Annotated in this window: 24 protein-coding genes; 22 read left to right on the forward strand and 2 right to left on the reverse strand. The window is 32.3% G+C overall.

What is annotated here, in order from left to right:
• The first annotated feature begins 17 nt into the window (after positions 1-17).
• Complete coding sequence (locus PB7211_RS01620; RefSeq protein WP_034398779.1) at positions 18-581, forward strand: hypothetical protein; 564 nt, start codon at positions 18-20, stop codon at positions 579-581.
• Here the strand turns inward: PB7211_RS01620 and ftsY are convergent.
• Positions 574-1491: a signal recognition particle-docking protein FtsY gene (gene ftsY / locus PB7211_RS01625; RefSeq protein WP_008545590.1), complete on the reverse strand. Its 918-nt coding sequence runs from the start codon at positions 1489-1491 to the stop codon at positions 574-576. The genes PB7211_RS01620 and ftsY overlap by 8 nt on opposite strands.
• Entirely contained in the window at positions 1491-2315 is an 825-nt protein-coding gene (dapF, locus tag PB7211_RS01630; protein ID WP_008545610.1) for a diaminopimelate epimerase, read from the reverse strand. The genes ftsY and dapF overlap by 1 nt, the downstream gene beginning before the upstream one ends.
• A 161-nt stretch (positions 2316-2476) precedes the next feature.
• Here dapF and ffh point away from each other — a divergent pair, with 161 nt between their 5' ends.
• From ffh to PB7211_RS01735, 21 genes are read left to right on the forward strand one after another with little or no spacing between them, the layout of a single operon-like run.
• Complete coding sequence (ffh, locus tag PB7211_RS01635; RefSeq protein WP_008544281.1) at positions 2477-3835, forward strand: signal recognition particle protein; 1359 nt, start codon at positions 2477-2479, stop codon at positions 3833-3835.
• Positions 3836-3850: 15 nt separating this feature from the next.
• On the forward strand, positions 3851-4354 hold the full coding sequence (gene rpsP / locus PB7211_RS08095; protein ID WP_008544480.1) for a 30S ribosomal protein S16: 504 nt from the start codon (positions 3851-3853) through the stop codon (positions 4352-4354).
• A gap of 14 nt (positions 4355-4368) precedes the next feature.
• Positions 4369-5055 carry a tRNA (guanosine(37)-N1)-methyltransferase TrmD gene (gene trmD / locus PB7211_RS01645; protein ID WP_008544483.1) on the forward strand — a complete coding sequence of 229 codons (687 nt, stop codon included), beginning with the start codon at positions 4369-4371 and terminating at the stop codon, positions 5053-5055.
• A gap of 16 nt (positions 5056-5071) precedes the next feature.
• A complete protein-coding gene (gene rplS, locus PB7211_RS01650; RefSeq protein ID WP_008545216.1) occupies positions 5072-5581 on the forward strand; it encodes a 50S ribosomal protein L19 in 510 nt (169 codons plus the stop codon).
• A 10-nt stretch (positions 5582-5591) separates the two neighbouring features.
• On the forward strand, positions 5592-6995 hold the full coding sequence (gene leuC / locus PB7211_RS01655; protein ID WP_008545194.1) for a 3-isopropylmalate dehydratase large subunit: 1404 nt from the start codon (positions 5592-5594) through the stop codon (positions 6993-6995).
• Positions 6996-7601, forward strand: coding sequence for a 3-isopropylmalate dehydratase small subunit (gene leuD / locus PB7211_RS01660; RefSeq protein ID WP_034398784.1), 606 nt, complete (start codon positions 6996-6998; stop codon positions 7599-7601).
• A complete protein-coding gene (gene leuB / locus PB7211_RS01665) occupies positions 7594-8700 on the forward strand; it encodes a 3-isopropylmalate dehydrogenase (protein ID WP_008545023.1) in 1107 nt (368 codons plus the stop codon). Before leuD ends, leuB begins: the two co-directional genes overlap by 8 nt.
• Positions 8701-8726: 26 nt before the next feature.
• Positions 8727-10490 (forward strand): acyl-CoA dehydrogenase family protein, encoded by a 1764-nt coding sequence (locus PB7211_RS01670; RefSeq protein ID WP_008544379.1) that lies wholly within the window; start codon positions 8727-8729, stop codon positions 10488-10490.
• Between the two features lie 2 nt (positions 10491-10492).
• A complete protein-coding gene (locus PB7211_RS01675) occupies positions 10493-12109 on the forward strand; it encodes an acyl-CoA synthetase (RefSeq protein WP_008544814.1) in 1617 nt (538 codons plus the stop codon).
• An 8-nt stretch (positions 12110-12117) separates the two neighbouring features.
• Complete coding sequence (locus PB7211_RS01680) at positions 12118-12894, forward strand: alpha/beta fold hydrolase (RefSeq protein WP_008544714.1); 777 nt, start codon at positions 12118-12120, stop codon at positions 12892-12894.
• Positions 12891-14000 (forward strand): dimethylsulfoniopropionate demethylase, encoded by a 1110-nt coding sequence (locus PB7211_RS01685; protein ID WP_008545132.1) that lies wholly within the window; start codon positions 12891-12893, stop codon positions 13998-14000. Before PB7211_RS01680 ends, PB7211_RS01685 begins: the two co-directional genes overlap by 4 nt.
• A gap of 19 nt (positions 14001-14019) precedes the next feature.
• On the forward strand, positions 14020-15027 hold the full coding sequence (locus tag PB7211_RS01690) for an aspartate-semialdehyde dehydrogenase (protein WP_008544976.1): 1008 nt from the start codon (positions 14020-14022) through the stop codon (positions 15025-15027).
• Entirely contained in the window at positions 15017-15400 is a 384-nt protein-coding gene (gene sdhC, locus PB7211_RS01695) for a succinate dehydrogenase, cytochrome b556 subunit (protein ID WP_008544159.1), read from the forward strand. Before PB7211_RS01690 ends, sdhC begins: the two co-directional genes overlap by 11 nt.
• Positions 15401-15727, forward strand: coding sequence for a succinate dehydrogenase, hydrophobic membrane anchor protein (gene sdhD / locus PB7211_RS01700; protein ID WP_029453884.1), 327 nt, complete (start codon positions 15401-15403; stop codon positions 15725-15727).
• On the forward strand, positions 15727-17502 hold the full coding sequence (sdhA, locus tag PB7211_RS01705) for a succinate dehydrogenase flavoprotein subunit (protein WP_008544378.1): 1776 nt from the start codon (positions 15727-15729) through the stop codon (positions 17500-17502). The genes sdhD and sdhA overlap by 1 nt, the downstream gene beginning before the upstream one ends.
• Positions 17502-18281 carry a succinate dehydrogenase iron-sulfur subunit gene (locus tag PB7211_RS01710; RefSeq protein ID WP_008544055.1) on the forward strand — a complete coding sequence of 260 codons (780 nt, stop codon included), beginning with the start codon at positions 17502-17504 and terminating at the stop codon, positions 18279-18281. The genes sdhA and PB7211_RS01710 overlap by 1 nt, the downstream gene beginning before the upstream one ends.
• Before the next feature lie 39 nt (positions 18282-18320).
• On the forward strand, positions 18321-19814 hold the full coding sequence (locus PB7211_RS01715) for a CoA-acylating methylmalonate-semialdehyde dehydrogenase (RefSeq protein WP_008545311.1): 1494 nt from the start codon (positions 18321-18323) through the stop codon (positions 19812-19814).
• 8 nt (positions 19815-19822) lie between these two features.
• Entirely contained in the window at positions 19823-20785 is a 963-nt protein-coding gene (gene mdh / locus PB7211_RS01720) for a malate dehydrogenase (RefSeq protein WP_008544690.1), read from the forward strand.
• 2 nt (positions 20786-20787) lie between these two features.
• Positions 20788-21948, forward strand: a complete 1161-nt coding sequence (gene sucC / locus PB7211_RS01725; protein WP_008545223.1) for an ADP-forming succinate--CoA ligase subunit beta — start codon at positions 20788-20790, stop codon at positions 21946-21948.
• A 1-nt stretch (position 21949) separates the two neighbouring features.
• Positions 21950-22825 carry a succinate--CoA ligase subunit alpha gene (gene sucD, locus PB7211_RS01730; RefSeq protein WP_008544437.1) on the forward strand — a complete coding sequence of 292 codons (876 nt, stop codon included), beginning with the start codon at positions 21950-21952 and terminating at the stop codon, positions 22823-22825.
• A gap of 34 nt (positions 22826-22859) precedes the next feature.
• Positions 22860-25769: a 2-oxoglutarate dehydrogenase E1 component gene (locus tag PB7211_RS01735; RefSeq protein ID WP_008545806.1), complete on the forward strand. Its 2910-nt coding sequence runs from the start codon at positions 22860-22862 to the stop codon at positions 25767-25769.

Genomic DNA, 25769 nt, shown 5'->3' on the forward strand with positions numbered 1-25769 from the left:
TTTTTTAATGTTTAAGTGTGAAAAAATTACTTTTAATTTCAGTTATTTTATTTTTGTTTAAAAATTCTCTATTTGCTCAAGATAATAAACTTATGGTTGATAATTTATTTCATATCGACCAAATGAATTCACATGATGAAAATTTCGCTTTGTATTTTAAATCAAGAGAAAAAGCAATTTTAGCAAGAGGTGAAAATAGTAACTATATAAATGATTTTCCTAAAGACTTATTTATATATGATTATAAAACAAAAAGCTCTTCTCCTTTAATTTCTTACGAATGGTTTCCGGCTAGAGCAAAATATTTTTTAAAAGAATATAGTTTTCCAGTTTTTCCTGATGATTTTGCCTATTATCTTTTAGAGGATAATAGGACATTGGTAATGATTAGTGCAGTAAAAAGTTTAAATAAAAACTTTAAGTTTGATATTAGTAAAAAAAAATTAGAACTTTATCCAAAAAATGGAAAATTTAATTTTATAATTTCGTCTATTGCTAAAAGTTGTGGTCACAACAATTTTAATGATAATTACAAGTGTAGCTTCTATAAACCTTTAATTTCAAGCACTTTGATTAAGTAATTTGTGTAAATGCTTCAGCAAATTTTTCAGCCTCGAAAATTTGAAGATCATCTTCTTTTTCTCCTAAACCTAAAGCTATAATTGGAAGTTTAAATTTTTTAGCAACAGCCAAAAGAATTCCTCCTTTTGCTGTGCCATCTAATTTTGTCATTATGAGACCAGTAATTGGAATAATTTTATTAAACTCTTCAACTTGATTAATCACATTTTGGCCGGAAGTTGCATCTAAAACTAAAATTACATCATGAGGTGCCTCAGGGTCCATTTTTTTTGTAACATTCGCAATTTTTTTATATTCCTCCATTAAATTTTTTTTATTTTGCAATCGTCCTGCTGTATCAATTAAAACTTGATCAAAATTATTAGCAATTGCTTCCTCTATAGCTTTAAAAGCAACTGAAGCAGGGTCTGCACCTTGTGAAGATTTTGTTATTTCAACATCTACTTTGTTTGCCCAATTTTCTAATTGTTCGATAGCTGCGGCTCTAAAAGTATCCGATGCAGCAAGCATAACTTTATTCCCATTTGCTTTTAATATTTTGCTGATTTTTCCAATAGTCGTAGTTTTTCCTACGCCATTTACACCTGAAATTAATGTGGCAGAAATTTTTTCTTTCTTGTTAAAAAAATTATTATTTTCAAGAGGTTTCATCAATGAAATTATATAATCTTTTAAGATAGTCCTAATTTCGTCAGCAATATCTTTGTTTGGATCAATTTTACTATCTGTAATTATTTCTTTAATTTCGGATGCTGCAACAACACCAACATCAGATTGAATTAAATACTCTTCTATTCTATCTAAAGTTTTGTCATCAATTTCTTTTTTTACAACTATATCTCTTAAACCGGATGTAAAAGCTGATGCACTTTTTTTAAAACCAGATTTGAAGTTATCAAAAATTCCCATTAAATTTTAATCTCAATATTTTTAATGTCTGAGACTGGCCCTTTCATATGGATACTATTATCTTTATCAATAGAAATTGTTAGTTTGCCCAATGCAAATTCAACATCAGCTTGTTTATCTGTTAATCCATTTATATTTGCAGCTACAACTGTAGCACACGCTGCAGTACCACAAGCTTTTGTAAGTCCTGCTCCTCTCTCCCAAACTTTCACTTTAATCAAATTTCTATTAATAACTTTTGCAAGAGTTACATTACATTTTTCTGGAAAATAATTGTGATTTTCTATTTCAGGACCAATTTTTTTTAAATCATAATCTTCGATATCATCTATAAAAAAAACAACATGAGGGTTTCCAACATTAATTGAAGTTCCCCCAATATGCTCATTATTATTTTTACTAATAATTTTAATATTCAAATTTTTTGTGTTTAAATCTTTTTTAAGCGGAATTTCATCCCAGTTAGTTTTTGCAACACCAATTTCAGTTTCTACTAAATTATTGCCTAAAATTTTTGATTTAAGTGTTCCAGAAGATGTCCAAAGTATAATTTCTTTATCATCGCTTTCTTTTGACAACAATTCAGCAACACATCTTGTGCCATTCCCACAAGCACCAGAAATACTACCATCTGAATTGTAAAATTCTAATTCAGCATCTTTTTTGCCACTATTTTTAATGAAAATTAACTGATCACATCCAATGAAATCTCGACCACATATTTTAATTATTTGATCTTTACTTAGATTATAATTTTGACTTCTTTGGTCTATGATCACAAAATCATTACCTAAACCGTCCATTTTAAAAGCTTTAATATCCATATATAGATATTTAACTTATTTATTGACTTTTTGAACCTCTATTATAGGTTGTCGTCGTTTCCGCAAAAACATTAACTTTGCGGTGTCTTTGGAAACAAAGAGATCGACACTAGTCAGCGAGGCTTCGCCCACTAGTGCGATTACTGCTGTGCGTAATAAATATGTTTGAAAATTTAACAAATAAATTCGAAGAAATTTTTTCTTCTTTAAAAAAGGCTCCTTCACTTAATGAGGCACAAGTAGATGAGGGTTTGAGAAGTATTAGACAGGCTTTGTTGGAGGCCGATGTTACTCTTGAGGTGGCTAAAGAATTTATTGAGAATGTAAAACCAAAGGTTCTAGGACAAGAAATCATTAGATCAACTTCTCCTGGAGATATGGTTGTTAAAATTGTCTATGACGAGTTGGTAAATTTATTAGGTGAAACTAATAATGAAATAAACCTTAATGCGGTACCACCTGTACCTATGATGCTTGTCGGGCTTCAAGGATCAGGAAAAACAACAACTACTGCTAAATTAGCAAAATATTTAGAAACAAATAAAAAGAAAAAAGTAATGATGGTTAGTCTTGATATTTACAGACCAGCCGCACAAGAACAGCTTAGATCACTTGGAGAACAAAATAATATTTTAACTCTTCCTATAATAGAAGGTCAACAACCAACCGACATTTGTCAAAGAGCAATAAGTGCAGCAAATCTTAATGGAGCTGAAATAATTTTATTTGATACAGCTGGCAGAACTCAAATTGATCTACAAATGATGAGTGAAATAAAACAAATTGAAAGCGTTATAAAACCCACAGAAACGTTTTTAGTTGCTGACTCGCTAACAGGACAAGTGGCAGCAGCAGTTGCAAAAGAATTTAAAAATACAGTTAGTCTTTCTGGAATAATTTTGACTAGAGCAGATGGTGATGCAAGAGGTGGAGCAGCTGTAAGTATGAAATATGTTTCAAATGTTCCAATAAAATTTTTAGGTATTGGAGAGAAAATAGATAATCTTGAAGTGTTTCACCCAGATAGAATAGCAAATAGAATTCTTGGAATGGGAGATATAGTGTCTCTTGTTGAAAAAGCTGCTCAAGATCTAGGTGAAGAAAACATAAAAAAAGCAGAGGAGAATTTAAAAAAAGGTCAATTTTCTATGCAAGATTATTTAACACAGCTTAGACAAATGAAAAAAATGGGTGGTATCGAGGGTATAATGTCTTTTATGCCAGGAGTTTCTAAGATGAAATCTCAAATGGACTCAGCAGGAATTGATGAAAGTATTATTACAAAAAATGAAGCTATAATTTTATCAATGACTAAAAAAGAGAGAGAGAACCCAAAAATTATAGGAGGTTCTAGAAAAAAAAGAATTGCTAATGGCTCTGGCACAGATCCAGCCACTATCAATAAATTGCTTAAGCAATTTAAAATGATGTCTGAAATGATGAAAAAGATGTCAAAAGGAAATCTGAAAGGTATGTCTGACAAAGGAATACCGCCAGAGCTATTTAACCAATTAAAATAATATAAAGGAGAACAAATGTTAAAATTAAGATTATCAAGAGGGGGAACAAAAAAACGTCCTGTTTACAAAGTAGTTGTAGCAGACAGTCGGTTTGCAAGAGACGGAAGATTCATAGAGAAAGTAGGCTTCTTTAACCCACTTTTGCCTAAAGATAAAAAAGAAAGAGTAGGTCTTGAGGCTGAAAGAATAAAGTATTGGTTAGGTCAAGGTGCTCAACCAACTACAAGAGTTGCAAGAATTCTAGGTGAAAATGAATTAATGCCTATGCCTGCTAATGGTAACAATCCAAAAAAAGCAGTTCCAAAAAAAGAAAGAAAAAAAGAAGGTGAAGAAGCACCAGCAGCTGCTCCAAAAACAGAAGCTTCAGCAGCAGAAGCTCCTAAAGAAGAAGCTCCAGCAGCAGAAGCAGCACCAGCAGCAGAAGCAGCACCAACAGCAGAAGCAGCACCAGCAGCAGAAGCAGCACCAGCACCAGCAGCAGCACCAGCAGCAGAAGCTCCTAAAGAGGAACAAAAATAATTTAAACTTTATTTATGTGGCAAGCTCAAGTATTTACACTTTACCCAGAAGTTTTTCCTGGACCTTTATCAAAAGGACTTTATGGAAAAGCTTTATCTAAAAAATTGTGGAACTTGAATATTGTAAACATTAGAGACGCAGCTGAGGATAAACATAAAACGGTTGATGATACTCCTTACGGCGGTGGTTCTGGTATGCTTTTAAAACCTGATGTCTTAGCAAAATCACTAGATCAAAATGAAATTAAAGGTGGAAGAATAATTTATTTATCACCAAGAGGTAAAAAGTTTGATCAAAATTATGCTCGAGAATTGTCTGATGAAAAATCAATATCTCTAATTTGTGGGCATTTTGAGGGAGTTGATGAAAGAGTGCTTGCTACTAGAAATATTGAAGAGATAAGTATTGGAGATTATGTTTTGTCAGGCGGTGAAACAGCTGCATTTGTTGTAATAGATAGTGTACTTAGACTTTTGCCTGGCATTTTGGGTAATGAAAATTCTAAGGTTGATGAAAGTTTTGAAAACGGGTTATTAGAGTATCCACAGTACACAAAACCTCAAATTTGGGAGGAAAAAGCTGTGCCAGAGGTCCTATTATCAGGTGATCACAGCAAAATTAAAGACTGGCGTTTATCTCAATCTGAGGCTATAACACGCGTCCGAAGACCAGATTTATGGGAAAAATATAAGAAGAATTAATTTGATAAATATAGCTATGAAAACAATTGAAGAAATAAATCAGCACAATGTTAAGAAAATACTTTCTGAGAAAAAAATTCCAGATTTTTATCCAGGGGATGTTGTAAAAGTTGGAGTTAGAATAACAGAGGGTAAAAAAGAAAGAATTCAATATTTTGAAGGTGTTTGTATTGCTAAAAAAAGTAGAGATTTAAACTCTTCTTTTACGGTCAGAAAAATTTCTTTTGGGGAAGGTGTTGAGAGAACTTTTCCTTTATATGGAACATTAATAGATTCAATTAAAGTTATTAGATCAGGTAAAGTTAGAAGAGCTAAATTATATTACTTAAGGGATAGAACAGGTAAATCAGCAAGAATTGCAGAAAAGATTAGAAAAAAAATCGGGATTGATGTTGACGTAAAACCAGAAACTGTCACAGAGGAGAATGTAGCTCCAGCAGTAGAAGCAGCACCAACAGCAGAAGCTCCAGCAGCAGAAGCTACTAAAGAAGAACAACAATCAGAAAGCACTTCAGAAAAAAAATAATTTTTTTTCAATGTCCACTACTCTTTACGATAAAATTTGGAATGATCACTTAGTAGATCAACAAGATGATGGAACAGCATTACTTTTTGTTGATAGGCATTTAGTGCATGAAGTAACTAGTCCACAAGCTTTTGAAGGTTTAAGAAATACAAACAGAAAAGTAAGAAGACCTAATTTAACTTTAGCTGTAGCTGATCACAATGTACCCACAACAAATAGAACAAAAGGAATAGCTGATGAAGAGTCAAAAATACAAGTAGATACTTTAGAGGCTAACTGTAAAGAATTTGGTATTCAACTTTTTGGAATGGATGATAAAAGGCAAGGGATAGTACATATCATAGGACCTGAGCAAGGTTTCACACAACCAGGAACAGTGATTGTTTGTGGAGACAGTCATACAGCAACACATGGTGCTTTTGGTTCTTTAGCATTCGGTATTGGTACATCTGAGGTTGAACATGTTTTAGCTACACAAACATTAGTTCAAAAAAAAGCAAAAAATTTTAGAATAAATGTTAATGGTCAATTACCTCTTGGAGTTACATCCAAAGACGTAATTCTTCAAATTATTGGTAAAATAGGAACAGCCGGAGGAACAGGTTCTGTAATAGAATATTCAGGTGATTTAATAAGGTCTTTAAGTGTTGAACAAAGAATGACAATTTGCAATATGACAATTGAAGGTGGTGCAAGGGCAGGGTTAATAGCACCTGATGAAAAGATATTTGATTATTTAAAAGGAAAACCAATGTCACCAAAAGGAGATAATTGGGAAAAGGCTGTTGGCTATTGGAATACTCTTAAAACTGACACTGATGCAAGCTTTGATCAAGAAATAAACTTAAACGCCAATGAAATTTTACCAATGATTACTTGGGGAACTTCTCCTCAAGATGTGATTACAATCGATGGTAAGGTTCCTAATCCACAGAGCGAAAACGACGAAGATAAAAAAAATTCTATCGAGAGAGCTTTAAAATATATGGGTTTAAAACCTGATATGGCAGCTAAAGATATTAAAATTGATAAAGTATTTATAGGAAGTTGTACAAATGGAAGAATAGAAGACCTAAGAGAAGCTGCTAAAATTTTAAAAGATAAAAAAATATCATCACATGTAAATGCAATGGTTGTTCCAGGTTCTGGATTAGTTAAAGAACAAGCAGAACAAGAAGGTTTAGATAAAATATTTTTAGCCTCTGGATTTGAGTGGAGAGAGCCTGGATGCTCAATGTGTTTAGCAATGAACGCCGACAAATTGAAACCTGAGGAAAGATGTGCTTCTACTTCAAATAGAAATTTTGAAGGTAGACAAGGTAGAGGCGGAAGAACTCATCTAGTAAGTCCTGGAATGGCGGCTGCCGCAGCAATTTCTGGAAGCTTAGACGATGTTAGAAAGTATCAAAATTAAATGAAAAAATTTAATTCATTAAAAGGCATACCTGCGTATTTACCAATAGTAAATATCGATACAGATATGATTATTCCAAAACAATTTTTAAAAACTATCAAAAGAACGGGGCTTGGAAAAAATTTATTTTTTGAAATGAGATATGACAACCAAGGTAAAGAAATTAGTGATTTTGTATTAAACCAAAGTCCATACAATGATTCAAAAATCTTAATTACTGGTAAAAATTTTGGATGTGGTTCTTCAAGAGAACATGCGCCATGGGCATTATTAGATTTTGGAATAACTTGTGTTATTAGTTCTAGCTACGCAGACATTTTTTTTAGCAATTGTTTTAAAAATGGAATTTTACCTATTATTTTAGAGGAAGAAAAAATTAAAGAATTGTCAGAATACGCAAATAGAAAAGAAGAAATTTCTGTTGATTTAAATGAAGAAAAAATAGTTTATGGAAATAATGAAATTAAATTTCAAGTAGATCCATTTAAAAAAAAATGTTTATTAGAAGGTCTTGATGATATTGCTCTTTCTTTAAAGAAATCAGATAAAATTGAAAATTTTGAATCAAACTTAAAAAATAAGAAACCATGGATTTTTAATGATTAAAGTAAGAAAAAGAAAAATACTTTTATTGCCAGGTGACGGAATAGGTCCTGAGGTTATTAATGAAGTTAAAAAAATCATTAATTGGTTTAATGATAAAAAATCTTTAGATTTTGAAATAGATGAGGCTCTTGTTGGCGGTTGTTCGTATGACAAACATGGAACGCCGATTACTGATGAGGTTTTTTATAAAGCTCTTGAAAGTGAAGTGGTAATGCTAGGAGCTGTTGGAGGCCCCAAATGGGATGATATTGAATTTTCAAAAAAACCTGAAAGAGCACTATTAAAGCTTAGAAAAGAATTAAAATTATTCGCAAATTTAAGACCAGCAATATGTTTTGAACAATTAGTTGATGCATCAACTCTCAAACCTGAAATTGTATCAGGCTTAGATATAATGATAGTTAGAGAGCTGACAGGTGGAATTTATTTTGGTGAACCAAGGGGAATTAAACCAATAGACAATGGTGAAAGAAAAGGAATAAACACACATACTTATACGACTAGTGAGATTACTAGAGTAGCTAGAATTGCTTTTGATTTAGCAAAAAAAAGATCTAATAAAGTAACCTCATGTGAAAAATCAAATGTAATGGAAGCAGGTCAACTTTGGAAAGAAGAAGTCCAAGAACTTCACGATAAAGAATATAAAGATGTAGAGCTAAGTCATATGCTTGCAGATAATTGCGCAATGCAGCTTTTAAGAAATCCAAAACAATTTGATGTTATTGTAACTGATAATTTGTTTGGTGACATGCTTTCAGATCAAGCTTCAATGCTAACGGGATCTTTAGGGCTGTTACCTTCTGCATCTTTAGGTGCAAAAAACAAGGACGGAGAAATGAGAGCGATGTATGAGCCTATTCATGGTTCAGCACCAGATATTGCCGGTAAAGGAATTGCTAATCCAATTGCATCAATATTAAGTTTTGCAATGGCACTAAGATACTCATTAGACCTTGATAACGAAGCTGATAGTCTGGAAAAAGCCGTTCAAGCAGTACTTAATGAAGGTCTAAGAACTAAAGATATTTTGTCAGAAGGAATGAAAGAGACATCTACATCAGCGATGGGTGATGCGATAATTTCAAAATTGCAATAATTCTAGAATTATTCTAAGGTCCCGGAATGCCAAATTATACTGCTCCAGTAGAAGACATGTTATTTCTCTATGAAAAATTAAGAGATAACAAGAACTATAATGAACTGGAAAAATACAACGAAGTTAGTCTAGATTTAGTTAAAGATATTTTAGAGGAAGCAGCTAAAATAAATCAAAATCTTATATTACCATTAGCAGTAGCTGGAGATGAAAATCCAGCTAAATTAGAAAATGGAGTTGTTAGAACTCCTCCAGGATACAAAGAGGCATATAACAAATATATTGAAGATGGATGGGTATCTTTATCATGTGATCCTAAATATGGTGGACAAGGCATGCCTAAAACAGTTAGCGCATTTTTTGATGAAATGTTGTCTGCAACTTCTCTTTCTTTTAAACTTTATAGTGAACTAACTATAGGTGCTTACAATTGTATTTTAAGACATGCAGCCGAAGACATGAAAGATAAATATCTTCCAAAAATGGTTGAGGGTAAATGGAGCGGAACAATGTGTTTAACGGAACCAGTCTGTGGGACAGATTTAGGAATGTTAAAAACAAAAGCAGTAGAACAATCTGATGGTACTTATAAGATTAGTGGACAAAAAATATTTATTACTTCAGGTGATCAAGATCTTACCGAAAATATTATTCATTTAGTTATTGCTAGAGCTTCGGACTCACCCCCTGGAACTAAGGGGATTAGTTTGTTTCTTGTTCCTAAATTTATAGTAAATGAAGATGGCACTATTGGACCTAGAAATGGGGTAAGCACTGGATCTGTGGAGCACAAAATGGGAATTAAAGGTTCTGCAACATGCGTTTTAAATTTTGATGAAGCTGTGGGCTATATGATTGGACCTAAAAATAAGGGTCTAAGCCAAATGTTTACTATGATGAACTTAGAAAGAATAATAGTTGGAGTTCAAGGATTAGGAATTTCAGAAATAGCATATCAAAATTCACTTAGTTATGCCAAAGAAAGAAAACAAGGAAAGACAAATAATTCAAAATCAACTAATGGTGCAGACTTTATTATTGAGCATGCAGATATAAGAAGATCTCTATTAAATATGAAATCTATCATTGAAGGTGAAAGAGCTTTATGTTTTTGGCTCTCTCAGCAAACAGAAGTCAGCCTTAATCATCCAGATGAAAAAATTAAACAAGAAGCTTCTGATTATGTTTCGTTAATGACACCAGTAGTGAAATCTTTATTTACTGACCTAGCGACTGAAATTACAAGTGATGCGATGCAAATTCATGGTGGATATGGTTTTACAAAAGATCAAGGTATTGAACAACTATATCGTGATAATAGAATTACTCCAATTTATGAGGGAACAAATTCAGTTCAAGCAGCGGATTTGGTATTTAGAAAACTATCAAATAAAAACGGTAACATAATTGGTAATTTTTTAAATATGATTAAGATGGAGTGTGAAAGTAAAAATGAAAAGGTCAAAATCTTTACAAAAGAATTAAACTATTATTTAGATATTTTATCAAAATTTACTGATTGGATTAATGATAAGAGCAAAGAAGAAAAAGATGATGTTAGTGCAGCAGCAAATGATTATCTAAAAACGCTTGGTTTTGTTTCATTAGCTTATTCTTGGATTAAAATCTTAGAAGTCAGTTTTAATGATTATGATACAAACAAAGATTTCTATGAAGATAAAATCAATACTGCAAAATTCTTTTTTGATAAGGTTTTGCCCAGAGCTGAACATCACTATAAAACTGCAATATCTGGAAGTTCAAATATAATGAATTTCAAATTTAATTAGTTATGAGTAGTTACGATACAAACTTAGATAAAAATTCTGCAAATTATGTGCCTCTTACTCCTTTAACATTTTTAGAGAGAGCTAAAGATGTTTATCCTAATTATGAGGCTATAGTTTATGAAGATAGAAGTTATACTTGGAGCGAAGTTTGTAAAAGAGCCACTAAGTTTGCTAGTGCCTTGGAAAAAATTGGCATTAAAAAAGGAGATACTGTTTCTTTTTTAGCTTTTAATACGCCAGAAATTTTTGAAGCACATTACTCAGTTCCGATGACTGGTGGTGTATTGAATACAATAAATATTAGATTAGACGCTAATACAATTGCTTATATTTTAGAACATAGTGAGGCAAAAGTTTTAGTCGTAGATAGACAACTGCATGTGGAAGTAAAAAAAGCATTAAAGATTTTAGACAAAAAAATTATTGTAATAGATATAAATGATAAACATGCGGATCAGTCTAAATTAGAAAAAATAGGTGATTTAGAGTATGAAAGTTTTTTGAACACTGGTGATGAAAATTATCTTTATAAAATGCCAGATGATGAATGGCAGGCAATATCGTTAAGTTATACTTCAGGAACTACAGGAAATCCTAAAGGAGTTGTTTATCATCATAGGGGCTCGTATTTAATGTCAACAGGTAGTGCAGTTGCTTGGAATATGCCCAACAGATTAAATTTTCTAACTATAGTTCCAATGTTTCATTGTAATGGTTGGTGTTATCCTTGGACAATTGCAATGCTAAATGGAAGAACTATTTGTTTAAGGAATATAGACGTTAAAAAAATTTTTGAATTAATCGACAAATATAACGTTACGCATTTTGGTGGAGCACCGATCGTACTAAATATGATTACGGGCGCACCTGAGAGTGATAGAAAAAAATTAAAACAAAAAGTTCATGTTTTGACCGCTGGGGCTCCTCCACCAAGTATAATTTTTAAAAAAATGAAAGATCTTGGATTTGAAGTAATGCATGTTTATGGTTTAACAGAAACTTATGGTCATGTTACTCAATGCGCATGGAATGAAGAGTGGAATGCATATGATGAGGATAAACAAAATGAAATTAAGGCAAGACAAGGCGTGAGATATCCAAATACAGAAGGTGTAACAGTTATGGATCCTGAAACTATGAAAGAAGTTCCAAGTGATGGCAAAACCATCGGTGAAATTATGATAAGAGGAAACGTTGTTATGAAAGGATATTTTAAGGACAAAGAAGCTACTGACAAAGCGATGGCTGGTGGCTGGTTTCACTCAGGAGACCTAGCAGTTATGCATCCAGATGGGTACGTTAAAATACAAGATAGGTCAAAAGATATAATTATTTCAGGAGGTGAAAATATATCTTCAATTGAGATAGAAAATACACTCTCAAAACACCCATCCGTTTCTATTGCAGCAGTAGTTGCTAAACCTGATGAAAAATGGGGAGAAGTACCATGTGCTTTTATTGAAATGGTCACTGATAAGCCTACTACCGAAAAAGAATTAATTGATTTTTGTAAAGAAACTTTGGCTGGTTTCAAAGTACCTAAACAAGTAATTTTTTGTGAGTTACCAAAGACATCCACAGGAAAAATTCAAAAATTTGAATTAAGAAAACAATTCTAGGTAATTACTTGATATTTCAGATAGAAAATAAAAATGTTCATGCATCAGATGCTGGGCAAGGTATTGATAGTAAAAAGGATACTATAATATTTCTTCATGGAAGTGGTCTTTCGCATATTGTGTGGTCTTTAGCTGAACAATTTTTTTCAAATAAAAATTTTAATGTTTTATCACTTGATTTACCTGGTCATGGTAATTCAGACGGCCCTTGTTTAGATACAATTGAAAAAATTGCTGATTGGATAGAAAATGTACTTAAAAAACTAGATTTAAAAAAAGTAATACTTATTGGCCACTCCCAAGGATGTTTAGAAATATTAGAATATGCTCATAAATACAAAAATAGGCTTAAAAAGTTAGTTTTTATCGGAGGGTCATATCGAATGCCAGTTAATCAAGATCTTATAGATCTTGCAAAAAATGGTGATTCAGAATCTGTTAAACTAATGATGAAATGGGGATTTAAAGACTCTAAAAAATTCATAGGAGGTAATCCAGTCGAAAAAATAATTCAGTCTCCTAGAGACATAAGTGAAATTTTAGCAGTCGATCTTGTTGCATGCAATAATTATTCAAATGGTTCAATTGCAGCAAAGGAAATAGATTGTCCCTCAATGTTAGTCTTTGGATCTGATGATAAAATGGTTAATTTTGAGGTAGGAAAAAAATTTGCGAATTTAATTAATAATTCAATTACCTGTGTGATAGATGATTGTGGTCATATGATAATGATTGAAAAAGCTTTTGAAATGAGAGAGAAGATCCTAGAATTTTTAAAAAAATGAAAAAATTTCCAATAGCTAAATCTCGAAGACTTAGAAGTACTCCTTATACAGATAGAATAGAAAGACAAGGGGTAAGCTCTTACACTGTATACAATCATATGTTACTGCCTGCTTCATTTGTTTCGGTAGAGGCAGATTATCATCATTTAAAAGAATTTGTTCAAGTTTGGGATGTTGCCGCTGAAAGGCAAGTTGAGATATCAGGAAAAGACTCCGCTCAGTTAGTTCAATTGATGACATGTAGAGATCTTTCAAAATCAAAGGTTGGTAAATGTTACTATGCTCCCATAATTGATGGACAAGGAAATTTAGTTAATGATCCTATTATTAACAAATTAGCTGAAAATAGATGGTGGTTATCTATTGCTGACTCTGATGTTATTTTTTTTGCAAAAGGACTTGCTTCAGGTAATAAATTTGATGTTGATATAAAAGAACCTGATGTAAATATTTTAGCTGTTCAAGGTCCTCTTTCAGATAAATTAATGTCAAAAGTTTTTGGAGAAAAAATATCTCAGTTAAAATTTTTTAATTTTGATTATTTTGAATTTAAAGGTATGAAACATTTTATCGCTCGATCAGGATGGTCAAAGCAAGGTGGTTTTGAAATTTATGTTGAAAATGCTGAAGCAGGAAAAGAGCTTTATGATTATTTGTTTGAAGCTGGTTTGGAATTTAATGTAAAACCAGGATGTCCAAATCTGATTGAAAGGATTGAAGGAGCACTTCTTTCATATGGAAATGATTTTGATAATAGAGACAATCCTCTTGAAGCAAATTTTGAAAAATACACTAATTTAGATAGTGAAGTAGAATTTTTGGGAAAAGATAGATTAAAAAAAATTAGAGATAAAGGTGTCAAAAGAAAACTAATGGGAGTTAAAATTGATCATGATCAAATTGATATGTATTGTGAAAAAACTCTTTTTGATGACAATAATAATATCATTGGCTTTGTTAGATCGGCCACTTATTCTCCAACATTTAAAAAAGTTATTGGCATAGCAATGATCAATAAACCTTATTGGAATTCAAAGAATTCATTTAAAATAGAGATAAATGAAAAAATTCATTTAGGAAATATTTGCGATTTACCCTTCATTTAGTATAAGTTTTAACATAATCATGAATATAGCGATCGTTGGTGCCACTGGTAATGTGGGTAGAAAAATACTTGAAGTTCTTGAAAAGAAAGAGCTTTCAATTGATAATTTATACTTGTTAGCATCTTCTAGAAGCGCGGGATCAAAGATAAATTTTCTTGGTGATGAACATGAAGTTTTAAATCTTGAAACTTTTGATTTTTCTAGAGCAAAAATAACTTTTTTTGCGGCGGGAGGAAAAATTTCAGAAAAATTTGCTGAAAAAGCTGCCAAACATTCTTTAGTAATAGATAATTCCAGTTTTTATAGAATGGATCCAGATGTTCCTTTAATTGTACCTCAAGTTAATTCGGATCATTTAAATAATATAAAAAAAAATATTATTGCAAACCCAAACTGTTCAACTGCACAATTAGTAATTGCGCTCAAACCGTTACATGACTTATTTACAATTAAAAGGATAGTTGTGTCGACTTATCAATCAGTTTCAGGTGGTGGTAAAGCACAAATGGATGAACTTATTGATCAGACAAAATTAATTTTAGAAAAAAAAAAAGTTGAGTCTAAAAACTTTACAAAGCAAATTGCATTTAATGCAATTCCCCAAATTGATGTTTTTGCAGACGATGGTTATACAAAAGAAGAGCTTAAAATGACTAATGAGATAAAAAAAATTTTAGGCAGCAAAATAGAGTTAACAGCTACCTGCGTTAGACTTCCTGTTTTAGTTTCTCATTCAGAGTCAGTTAATATTGAATTTGAAAAGCTTTTTACTTTAGAAAAAGTGAGAGAGGCTCTTGATAACTTTAAGGGTTGTAGAGTAGTAGATGAAAGATCAGACGGAGGCTATATAACTCCATTAGAAGCCGAAGGAAGAGATGAAACTTTTATTTCAAGAATAAGAGAAGATAAAACTGTAAATAATGGATTAAATATGTGGATTGTTTCAGACAATCTTTTAAGAGGCGCAGCTTTAAATGCAGTTGAGATAGCAGAAAATTTAATTAAAAATAACTTCTATGGAAAATAAAAGCCCATTATCTCCTCATATACAAATATATAGATGGCACATTTCATCTTTAGTTTCTATCTCTCATAGAATAACTGGTATAATCAATATTATAGCAATAACTTTAATTTGTATCTGGGCATCAATGTTAATTTTAGGAGATTCAAGTTACAGTACTATAAATTTATTTTTTAATTCTTTATTAGGAAAGTTTTTTGCTATTGGTTTAGCTTGGTCATTTAGTTTTCAAATTCTAAGTGAAATAAGACATTTAATAATGGACATGGGTTATGGATTTGAATTAAAAACAACTCGAATAACAGGAATAGCTGTTATTTTTGGCTCTGTTGCCTTGACTATTTTAATTTATTTAATAGGTAAAAATTTTATTTAAATGAATTTAGCTACAAAAAAATGGATTTTCTTAAAAATCTCATCAATCATTTTGTTACCTTTAATGATTTGGTTTATTTTGAATTTTATAGCAATTTATAATCAAAATTATTTAGAAGTTTTAAAATTTTTTACAAATTCAACTAGTAAATTTTTATTTAGCTTATTTATAATTTTTGCATATTTTTTTTCGGCACTTAGTATAAGTGAGGTATTTGAAGACTATATTGGTGATGATAAAATCAAAAATGTCGCAAACAGACTATTATTTTTATCTGCTATAGTTATCCCATTATTAACAATTATATTTTTATTTAATCTAAATTAATGAGTACTTATAAAATTATAGATCACGAATATGACGTTGTAGTATTAGGTGCTGGAGGATCAGGCCTAAGGGCTGCTGTTGGCTTGAGTGAGGCAGGTTTAAAAACTGCGTGTATCTCAAAAGTTTTTCCAACAAGAAGCCATACATCTGCAGCTCAAGGAGGTATTTCAGCTGCCCTTGGAAACATGGGAGAAGATGATTGGCGATGGCACATGTATGATACCGTAAAAGGTGCAGACTGGTTAGGTGATCAAGATAGCATTGAGTATTTATGTAAAGAAGCACCGCAAGCAGTAATTGAGTTAGAAAAATATGGTGTGCCTTTTAGTCGAACAGAGGAAGGAAAGATTTATCAAAGACCATTTGGAGGAATGACAAAAAATTATGGTAATGGGATAGTTCAAAGAACTTGTGCTGCCGCTGATAGAACAGGTCATGCAATTCTACATACTCTTTATGGACAAGCTTTAAAACACAATACAGAGTTTTTTATAGAATATTTTGCATTGGATTTATTAATGAAAGATGGTGAGTGCAAAGGATTAATAGCTTGGAATTTAAATGATGGAACAATTCATAGATTTAGGGCGCATACAGTAATTATTGCTACTGGTGGGTATGGAAAAGTTTATTACTCAGCAACTTCTGCACATACGTGCACAGGTGATGGTAATGCTATGGTTTTAAGAGCTGGACTTCCATTACAAGATATGGAGTTTGTACAATTTCATCCAACAGGAATATATGGTCACGGTACTTTAATTACTGAAGGGGCTAGAGGCGAAGGAGGTTACCTTACAAATTCAAAAGGTGAGAGGTTCATGGAAAGATATGCCCCAAGTGCAAAAGATCTAGCGTCAAGAGATGTGGTAAGTAGATCAATGTCAATTGAAATCAATGAGGGAAGAGGAGTTGGTAAAGATCAAGATCATGTTCATTTGAACTTAAGTCATTTGGATAAAGAAATTATTGAAAGTAGATTGCCAGGAATTACTGATGCTGCAAGATTATTTGCAAATGTGGATGTTACTAAAGAGCCAATTCCAGTAGTACCTACTGTTCACTACAATATGGGTGGTATTCCAACAAATTATAAAGGAGAAGTTATGACAGTAAATGGTTCTGAAAAAACTGTTCCTGGATTGATGGCAATTGGAGAAGCTGCGTGTGTTTCCGTTCACGGAGCCAATAGATTAGGATCTAATTCTTTAATTGACTTAGTTGTATTTGGAAGAGCAGCAGCTAAAAGGGCCGCAGAATTAATTAAACCAGGAACTCCCCATGAAGAAATTGGAGAAACTGAAACTCAAAAATGTTTGGATAGGTTTGATAAACTTAGAAATGCAAATGGTGAAAATAGTACAGCAGATCTAAGACTTGCTATGCAAAAAACAATGCAATCAAAATGTGCAGTTTTTAGAACTGAAAAAAATCTTAAAGAAGGTGTTGATGAAATCAGAAAAACTTATGATGGAATGGACTCTATTTCAGTTAAAGATAGATCGTTAGTATTTAACACAGATTTAGTAGAAACTTTAGAGTTTGACAATTTAATTAGACAAGCTGTAGCTACAGTTGATTCTGCCTACCACAGAAAAGAAAGTAGAGGAGCTCATGCAAGAGATGATTATCCAAAAAGAGATGATGAAAAATTTATGCAACATACACTAGCTTGGTGTGATGGCAAGAATACAAAAATAAGTTATAGAGAAGTACACAAATCTACGTTAACTAATGAAGTACAATACTTTCCACCACAAGAAAGAGTGTATTAATGGTTCAAATAAATTTACCTAAAAATTCTGAAGTAATTAAAGGTAAATACTATCAAGACAAAACTGGATCAAAAAACATAAGAAAAGTAAATGTTTATAGATGGGATCCTTCTACAGAAGAAAATCCTAGAATTGATACATATGAAGTTGATATGGATAATTGTCCATCAAAAGTTTTAGATATTTTAAATAAAATTAAAAATGAAATTGATCCAACATTAGCCTATAGAAGATCTTGTGCACATGGAGTTTGTGGATCTTGTGCGATGAATATGGGGGGTAAAAATGGTCTTGCTTGCACAACACCACATGCTGAAATAGATGGTGATATAGATATTTATCCATTACCACACTTAAAGGTTAAAAGAGATTTAATTGGAGATCTTGATGGTCTTTATAAACAATATCAGTCAATCGAACCTTGGTTAAAAAATAATTCAACAAAAGATACAACTGAAATTTTCCAATCAAAGGAAGAAAGAGCAAAACTTGATGGTGCATATGAATGTATAATGTGCGCATGCTGTTCAACATCTTGTCCAAGTTATTGGTGGAATGGAGATAAATATTTAGGTCCCGCAGTTTTGCTTCAAGCATATAGATGGATTATTGATAGTAGAGACGAGGAAAGAAAAGCTAGGTTAAAGAAGGTTGCTGATGAATTAAAACTTTATAGATGTCATACTATTCTCAACTGCACAAGTGCTTGTCCAAAAGGCTTGAATCCAGCAAAAGCAATTGCAGAAATTAAAAAAATGATTGCTACAGCCAATGTTTAAATAGACTAACAAGAATTTTTGATTTAAAAGACCGTATTCATGAGATTAATAGAACACTTTGTAGGTGGAAAAATTATTCCTGGTTCATCAGATCAAAAAGGTAAAGTCTATAACCCAGCAACTGGTGAGCAAGAATCCGAAGTAAGACTTGCTTCAAAATCTGATCTAGATCAAGCAGTTGAAGTTGCAAAAAAAGCTTTTGAAACTTGGTCATCGAAACCGTCTCTTCAGAGAGCAAGAGTAATGTTTAAATTTAAAGAATTAATTGAAAAAAACTCTGATGAGCTCACAAGATTAATTGTTTCTGAACATGGTAAAGTTTATGAAGATGCCCAAGGTTCATTAACAAGAGGACTAGAGGTCGTTGAGTTTGCGTGTGGCATTCCTCATTTATTAAAGGGTGAATTTTCAGAAAATGTTGGAACAAATGTGGATAGCTGGTCAATGAGACAGCCACTAGGTGTTGTTGCTGGAATAACACCTTTTAACTTTCCTGCAATGGTACCAATGTGGATGTTCCCACTTGCTATAGCATGTGGAAATACATTCATACTTAAACCATCAGAAAAAGATCCTTCATGCGCTATTAAGTTAGCAGAACTCTTAAAAGAAGCAGGACTTCCAGATGGAGTGTTTAATGTTGTTAATGGTGATAAAGAGTCTGTTGATGCGATTTTAGAAAATAAAGATATAACAGCATTAAGTTTTGTGGGATCAACACCTATTGCTAAATATATTTACGAAAATTCAGCTAAAAATGAAAAAAGAGTCCAAGCTTTAGGTGGAGCTAAAAATCATTTAGTAGTTATGCCTGACTGTGATTTAGATGGTGCTGTAAATGGTTTGATGGGTGCAGCATATGGTTCTGCTGGTGAAAGATGTATGGCTCAATCAGTTGCTGTCGCGGTTGGAGATATAGGTGATGAATTAGTATCAAGATTATCAAAAAAAGCTGAAGCTTTAAAAGTTGGCCCAGGAATGGATAAAACATCTGAAATGGGACCTTTGATTACTAAGGAACATTTAGAAAAAGTGAAAAGTTATGTGGACCTTGGTGTTGAAGAGGGAGCAAAACTAGTTGTAGATGGAAGAAATTTAAAACTTCAAGGTTATGAAAATGGATTCTATATCGGTGGATGTTTATTTGATCATGTTTCAAAAGATATGAGAGTTTACAAAGAAGAAATATTTGGTCCTGTTTTATCAGTAGTTAGAGTAAAAACTTTTGAGGAAGCAGCTAAATTGATTAATGATCATGAGTATGGAAATGGTGTAAGTATTTATACTAGAGATGGAGATGCAGGCAGAACTTTTGCAAGCAAAATTCAAGTAGGTATGGTTGGTATTAATGTTCCAATTCCAGTTCCAATGGCGTTTCATAGCTTTGGAGGATGGAAAAGGTCTTTATTTGGAGATAGTGCAATGCATGGTATGGAAGGAATTAAATTTTATACAAAATTAAAAACAGTAACCTCAAGATGGCCATCAGGTATCCGTTCAAATGCGGAATTTGTAATGCCAACAATGAAATAAGGAAAAAAATGAGCAAAATATCTTTGATTGGTGCAGGTCAAATAGGAGGAACTCTAGCCCACTTAATTGGAACAAAAGAATTGGTAGATGAAGTAGTTTTATTTGATGTTGCAAGCGGAATAGCGAAAGGAAAAGCGCTTGATATTGCGCAATCTTCATCAGTAGATGGCTTTAATGTGAAATTTTCAGGTACTGATGACTATAAAGATATCAAAGATTCTGATGTGATCATTATAACCGCTGGTGTTCCTAGAAAACCAGGTATGAGCAGAGATGATTTATTAGGGATAAATCTAAAAATAATTAAACAGGTAGCAGAAGGAATTAAGCAAAATGCTCCTAATGCTTTTGTTATATGTATTACCAATCCATTAGATGTAATGGTAATGGCTTTTCAGAAATTTTCTGGTTTATCAGCAAATAAAGTTGTTGGGATGGCTGGAATTTTAGATAGCTCAAGATTTAAATTATTTCTTTCTTTAGAATTAAACGTTCCAGTAAAAGAAATAGACGCAATGGTGATGGGCGGACACGGAGATACAATGGTACCAATGCCTAGATTTACAAAAGTTTCGGGAAAACCTTTGCTTGACTTAGTAAAAGAGGGAAAAATTTCTCAAGAAAGATTAGAAGAAATAAATCAGAGAACTAGAGATGGTGGTGCTGAGATAGTCAAATATCTTGAAAAAGGATCTGCTTTTTACGCACCTGCAGCTTCAGGAGTTCAGATGGCAGAGGCATACTTAAAAGATGAAAAAAAATTACTTCCATGCGCAGTTCAATTAAATGGAGAGTATGGTGTGAGTAACGTTTATGCAGGCGTTCCAGTCATAATTGGAAAAGATGGTGTAGAAAAGATAGAAGAAATTGACTTAGACGATAGAGAAAAAAAAGAGTTTATGCATTCAATAGATGCAGTTAAAGCTCTTTGGGAAGCAGCATCTAAAATTGATCCTGATCTTTCTAAGTAATAATGAATATTCACGAACATCAAGCAAAACAAATCTTAAAAAAATATGGGGCAGTTGTACCAGAAGGAGTATTTAGTCTTACAGTTGAAGATCTTGTTGAAAAAGCAAAATCACTAAATACAAAAAAATATGTTTTAAAAGCTCAAATCCATGCAGGTGGAAGAGGAAAAGCAGGGGGAGTAAAAATATTAGATACTATTGAAGATTTAAGTGAGGCAGCAAAAGAGATGATGGGAAAAATCTTAGTTACTCATCAAACAGGTCCTGAAGGAAGAGAAGTAAAAAGACTATATGTCGAAGAGTCATCAAATATTGATAAAGAGTTTTATTTGTCTTGTTTAGTCGATAGAGCTAGTTCTAAAATAGCTTTCATATCTAGTGACCAGGGTGGAATGGACATTGAAGAAGTAGCAAGTAACTTGCCTGAGAAAATCATAACAACTAAAGTTGATATTGGTAATGAAATTTCCGACAAAGATTGTGAAGAGATAATTAAAATTTTTAACTTAAATGATAGTGCAAAAATACAAGCAATTTCGCTAATTAAATCAATTTATCAAATGTTTATAAGCACAGATGCAAATATGGTTGAGGTTAATCCATTAATCTTAACCAAGGAAGAAAAAGTAATTTGTTTAGATGCAAAAGTAAACTTTGATTCAAATGCTTTATTTAGACATCCTGAGATTGTTGAGTTAAGAGATTTAAATGAAGAAGATCCAACAGAAATAGAGGCCAGCAAACACGATCTAGCTTATATAAAATTGGATGGAAGTATTGGTTGTATGGTTAATGGGGCAGGTTTAGCTATGGCAACTATGGACATAATTAAATTATATGGAAAAGAGCCAGCTAATTTTTTAGATGTTGGCGGCGGTGCCTCAAAAGAAAAAGTTTCAGCAGCCTTGAAGATAATTCTATCAGACAAAAATGTTAAAGGAATTTTAATTAATATTTTTGGAGGGATAATGAGATGCGATGTACTTGCTCAAGGAGTGGTAGATGCCGCTAAAGAAATAAATATTAGTGTTCCATTAGTTGTTAGACTTGCTGGGACAAATTTCAAAGAAGGTAAAGAAATATTAGATAACTCAGGATTAAAGTTAATTTCAGCTGAGAACTTAGATGATGCAGCGAAAAAAATTGTAGAGGCAATTAAATAAAATGTCTATTTTAGTAAACAAGAATACAAAAGTAATCTGTCAAGGCTTTACAGGTGCACATGGCACCTTTCACTCTGAACAAGCAATTAAATATGGAACTAATTTAGTTGGTGGTGTAACTCCAAAAAAAGGTGGTCAAAAACACTTATATAGACCTGTTTTTAATAGCGTTATCGAAGCAAAAGATAGCGTTGGTGCAGATGCAACAATGATTTATGTACCTGCTAAATTTGCTGCAGCTGCAATTATAGAAGCGATTGATGCATCAATAGAATTAATTGTTTGTATTACTGAAGGTATCCCAGTTCAGGATATGCTTAAAGTAAGACAAAAATTAAATGGTTCTAAAAGTAGATTGATTGGACCAAATTGCCCAGGAATAATTACTCCAGACGAATGTAAAATTGGAATTATGCCAGGAAATATTCACAAAAGAGGATCGGTTGGAATTGTATCAAGATCAGGAACTCTTACTTACGAGGCGGTAGCGCAAACAACTGAGAATGGTTTAGGTCAATCAACCTGTATTGGTATCGGTGGCGATCCAGTTAATGGAACAAATTTTATTGATTGTTTAGATTTGTTTTTAAACGACGAAGAGACCAAATCTATTTTAATGATAGGAGAAATTGGAGGTACTGCAGAAGAAGAAGCTGCAGAATTTGTAAAAAATCATAAAATCAAAAAACCAATAGTTGGGTTTATTGCTGGAATTACAGCCCCTCCAGGACGTAGAATGGGACATGCAGGAGCCATTATCTCAGGAGGAAAGGGTGGCGCTGAAGATAAGATTAAAAAAATGGAGGAATCTGGCATAACAGTTGCAAAATCGCCTTCAATAATTGGAAAAACTTTATTTAATAAATTGTCAAATTGAAAATTAATATTAGAGGATTATATTAAATAAACAGATGTCAGCATCAAAAAACCTTGAATACGAAAAAACTTCATTTTTAAACAAATCTAATAGTGCATTTATTGAGCGAATGTATCTTAAGTTTGTAAACAAGGAGGCTGATTTACCAGATAGTTGGAAAGATTATTTTGAAGGTATTGGAGATGAGTTAAATATTATTGCAAAAGAAATTAATGGTCCTTCATGGGGCCCCAAAAAAAATACAGTAGATATTGATGAACTTCAAAAAAAAATTGACCAAGAAGAACAAAATTCTAATGATATTGCTGCAAATAATAATGGCATAAGTTCAAGTTCTTCAAAATCTAATGAAGACTCCATTAAAGCAGTTTCAATGATCAGATCATACAGACAACGTGGACATCTTATAGCCAAACTAGATCCACTTGAATTGATGAAATCAGACTATTTAGATGAGCTTCACCCAGAGTCTTTTGGTTTTAAAAAAAAAGATTATCAAAAAAATATTTATTTAGGTGGAGTAACTAATAGACAAAACTCAAACATTAAAGAATTGTTAGCCTTTTTAAAAAAAACTTATTGTGGACCAGTTGGTTATGAATATATGCATATTTCTAATCCAACAGAGAGAAAATGGTTTAGAGATAGAATTGAAAAATCAGATGATAATTTAAATTTTACTAAAAATGGTAAAGAAGCTATTTTAAATAAATTGATTCAAGCAGAGGGCTTTGAAAAATTTCTTCATACAAAATATGTTGGAACTAAAAGATTTGGATTAGATGGAGGAGAAAGTCTAATACCTGCTTTAGAGCAAATAATTAAAATTAGTGGTCAGTCTCAAGTTAAAGAAGTTAAGATTGGCATGTCTCACAGAGGAAGATTGAATGTTTTAGCTAACGTATTACAAAAATCTTACAAAAGAATATTTAATGAGTTTGCTGGTGAGTTTGGAACTTCATCAGACGAGGGGGCAGGAGACGTTAAGTATCATTTAGGTGCCTCATCTAATAGAGAGTTTGATGGAAATTCGGTTCATGTAAGTTTAACTGATAACCCATCACATTTAGAAGCAGTTAATCCTGTTGTGCTTGGTCAAACTAGAGCAAAACAATATTTCCATAAAGATAAAGAGAGAAATAAGGTAATACCAATTTTAATTCACGGTGATGCAGCGTTTGCTGGTCAAGGTGTTGTGGCTGAATGTTTTGCGATGTCTGGACTACCAGGACATAACACTGGTGGCACAATTCATATAATAGTAAATAATCAGATAGGGTTTACTACTAGCCCAAGATTTGCTAGGTCTTCTCCATATCCTTCTGATATAGCAAAGATGGTCGATGCTCCAATAATCCATGCTAATGGAGATGATCCAGAAGCAGTTGTTTATGCGGCTAGAATAGCAACAGAGTTTAGATTAAAATTCAATAGAGATGTAGTAGTAGATCTAATTTGTTATAGAAGATTTGGTCATAACGAAGGAGATGAACCATCTTTTACTCAACCTTTGATGTATGAAAAAATTAGATCACATCCCTCAACAACTAAAGTTTATGGAAAAAAACTTATTGAAGAAAATGTTATATCAAGCGAAAGCCTAGACAATTCAATTAAGATTTTTAAAAACTTACTTGATGATCAGTTTAAAAATGCAAAAGATTATAAACCAAAAATTGCTTGGTTTGAAGGTACGTGGTCAGCTTACAAACCAGAAAAAGGGAAAGATAAAAGAGGTGTAACAGGTGCGGATACCAAAAAGCTATTAGAGATTTCAGAAAAAATAAATTCATCTTTTGATGAATTAAATTTACACAAGACTATAGTAAAAATATTAAATAATAGAAAAGAAGCTGTTAAAAGTGGATCTAATATTGATTGGTCAACAGCTGAAGCTTTAGCGTTTGGATCTCTATTAGAAGAAGGCTATCCAGTAAGATTAGTTGGACAAGATTCTGGAAGAGGAACTTTCAGTCAAAGACATTCAGTTTTAAGAAATCAAAAGGATAACACTCGATATGTCCCTTTAAATAATATTTCTAATAATCAAAAACAATTTGAAGTTGTAGATAGCTTTTTATCTGAATTGGCTGTTCTAGGGTTTGAGTATGGTTATAGTTTAGTTGAGCCTAACACACTTACTTTATGGGAAGCACAGTTTGGAGATTTTGCAAATGGTGCTCAGGTTGTGATAGATCAATTTATTGCTTCAGGAGAAAGAAAATGGAGAAGAGCTTCTGGATTAGTAATGTTATTGCCACATGGATATGAAGGTCAAGGACCGGAGCATTCATCAGCTCGATTAGAAAGATTTTTACAATTGTGCTCAAACGATAATATGCAAGTGATGAATTGCACATCTCCCGCAAATTACTTTCATGCTCTTAGAAGACAAATGCATAGAGATTTTAGAAAACCTTTAATTATGATGACTCCAAAATCTTTACTTAGAAACAAATATTGTGTTTCAAATTTAGAAGACTTAAGCAAATCAAATACTTTTCACAGAATACTTTGGGACCATGCAATAGATCCACAAACTCAAGGTTTTATAAAATTAAAAGAAAGTTCTGAAATCAAAAAAGTAATTTTATGTTCAGGAAAAGTTTATTTTGATTTATTAGAAGCTAGAGAAAAATTAAAAAAAGATGATGTAATTTTGTTTAGAATAGAGCAACTTTACCCATTTCCTGCAAAAACACTTGTTAAAGAGTTAAAACCATACGCAGAAAATGCTAAATTTTTTTGGTGCCAAGAAGAGCCTAAAAATATGGGTGCATGGTTCTCAGTAAGGGATTATATCCAATGGACATTAGACACTATTAAGGCTAAAAATAACGAAATTTCTTATATAGGAAGAAGCCCTGATGCAACTCCAGCGACTGGATATGCAAAGAGGCATAATTCTCAACAACAAGAAATAATTGATAAGGTATTTGAATAA

Source organism: Candidatus Pelagibacter sp. HTCC7211, from assembly GCF_000155895.1.
GTDB lineage: Bacteria > Pseudomonadota > Alphaproteobacteria > Pelagibacterales > Pelagibacteraceae > Pelagibacter.

Coding starts and splice junctions, on each gene's coding strand:
- ftsY (WP_008545590.1), bottom strand. CDS start 1,491: ATGGGAATTTTTGATAACTTCAAATCTGGTTTTAAAAAAAGTGCATCA.
- dapF (WP_008545610.1), bottom strand. CDS start 2,315: ATGGATATTAAAGCTTTTAAAATGGACGGTTTAGGTAATGATTTTGTG.
- ffh (WP_008544281.1), top strand. CDS start 2,477: ATGTTTGAAAATTTAACAAATAAATTCGAAGAAATTTTTTCTTCTTTA.
- rpsP (WP_008544480.1), top strand. CDS start 3,851: ATGTTAAAATTAAGATTATCAAGAGGGGGAACAAAAAAACGTCCTGTT.
- trmD (WP_008544483.1), top strand. CDS start 4,369: ATGTGGCAAGCTCAAGTATTTACACTTTACCCAGAAGTTTTTCCTGGA.
- rplS (WP_008545216.1), top strand. CDS start 5,072: ATGAAAACAATTGAAGAAATAAATCAGCACAATGTTAAGAAAATACTT.
- leuC (WP_008545194.1), top strand. CDS start 5,592: ATGTCCACTACTCTTTACGATAAAATTTGGAATGATCACTTAGTAGAT.
- leuD (WP_034398784.1), top strand. CDS start 6,996: ATGAAAAAATTTAATTCATTAAAAGGCATACCTGCGTATTTACCAATA.
- leuB (WP_008545023.1), top strand. CDS start 7,594: ATGATTAAAGTAAGAAAAAGAAAAATACTTTTATTGCCAGGTGACGGA.
- PB7211_RS01670 (WP_008544379.1), top strand. CDS start 8,727: ATGCCAAATTATACTGCTCCAGTAGAAGACATGTTATTTCTCTATGAA.
- PB7211_RS01675 (WP_008544814.1), top strand. CDS start 10,493: ATGAGTAGTTACGATACAAACTTAGATAAAAATTCTGCAAATTATGTG.
- PB7211_RS01685 (WP_008545132.1), top strand. CDS start 12,891: ATGAAAAAATTTCCAATAGCTAAATCTCGAAGACTTAGAAGTACTCCT.
- PB7211_RS01690 (WP_008544976.1), top strand. CDS start 14,020: ATGAATATAGCGATCGTTGGTGCCACTGGTAATGTGGGTAGAAAAATA.
- sdhC (WP_008544159.1), top strand. CDS start 15,017: ATGGAAAATAAAAGCCCATTATCTCCTCATATACAAATATATAGATGG.
- sdhD (WP_029453884.1), top strand. CDS start 15,401: ATGAATTTAGCTACAAAAAAATGGATTTTCTTAAAAATCTCATCAATC.
- sdhA (WP_008544378.1), top strand. CDS start 15,727: ATGAGTACTTATAAAATTATAGATCACGAATATGACGTTGTAGTATTA.
- PB7211_RS01710 (WP_008544055.1), top strand. CDS start 17,502: ATGGTTCAAATAAATTTACCTAAAAATTCTGAAGTAATTAAAGGTAAA.
- PB7211_RS01715 (WP_008545311.1), top strand. CDS start 18,321: ATGAGATTAATAGAACACTTTGTAGGTGGAAAAATTATTCCTGGTTCA.
- mdh (WP_008544690.1), top strand. CDS start 19,823: ATGAGCAAAATATCTTTGATTGGTGCAGGTCAAATAGGAGGAACTCTA.
- sucC (WP_008545223.1), top strand. CDS start 20,788: ATGAATATTCACGAACATCAAGCAAAACAAATCTTAAAAAAATATGGG.
- sucD (WP_008544437.1), top strand. CDS start 21,950: ATGTCTATTTTAGTAAACAAGAATACAAAAGTAATCTGTCAAGGCTTT.
- PB7211_RS01735 (WP_008545806.1), top strand. CDS start 22,860: ATGTCAGCATCAAAAAACCTTGAATACGAAAAAACTTCATTTTTAAAC.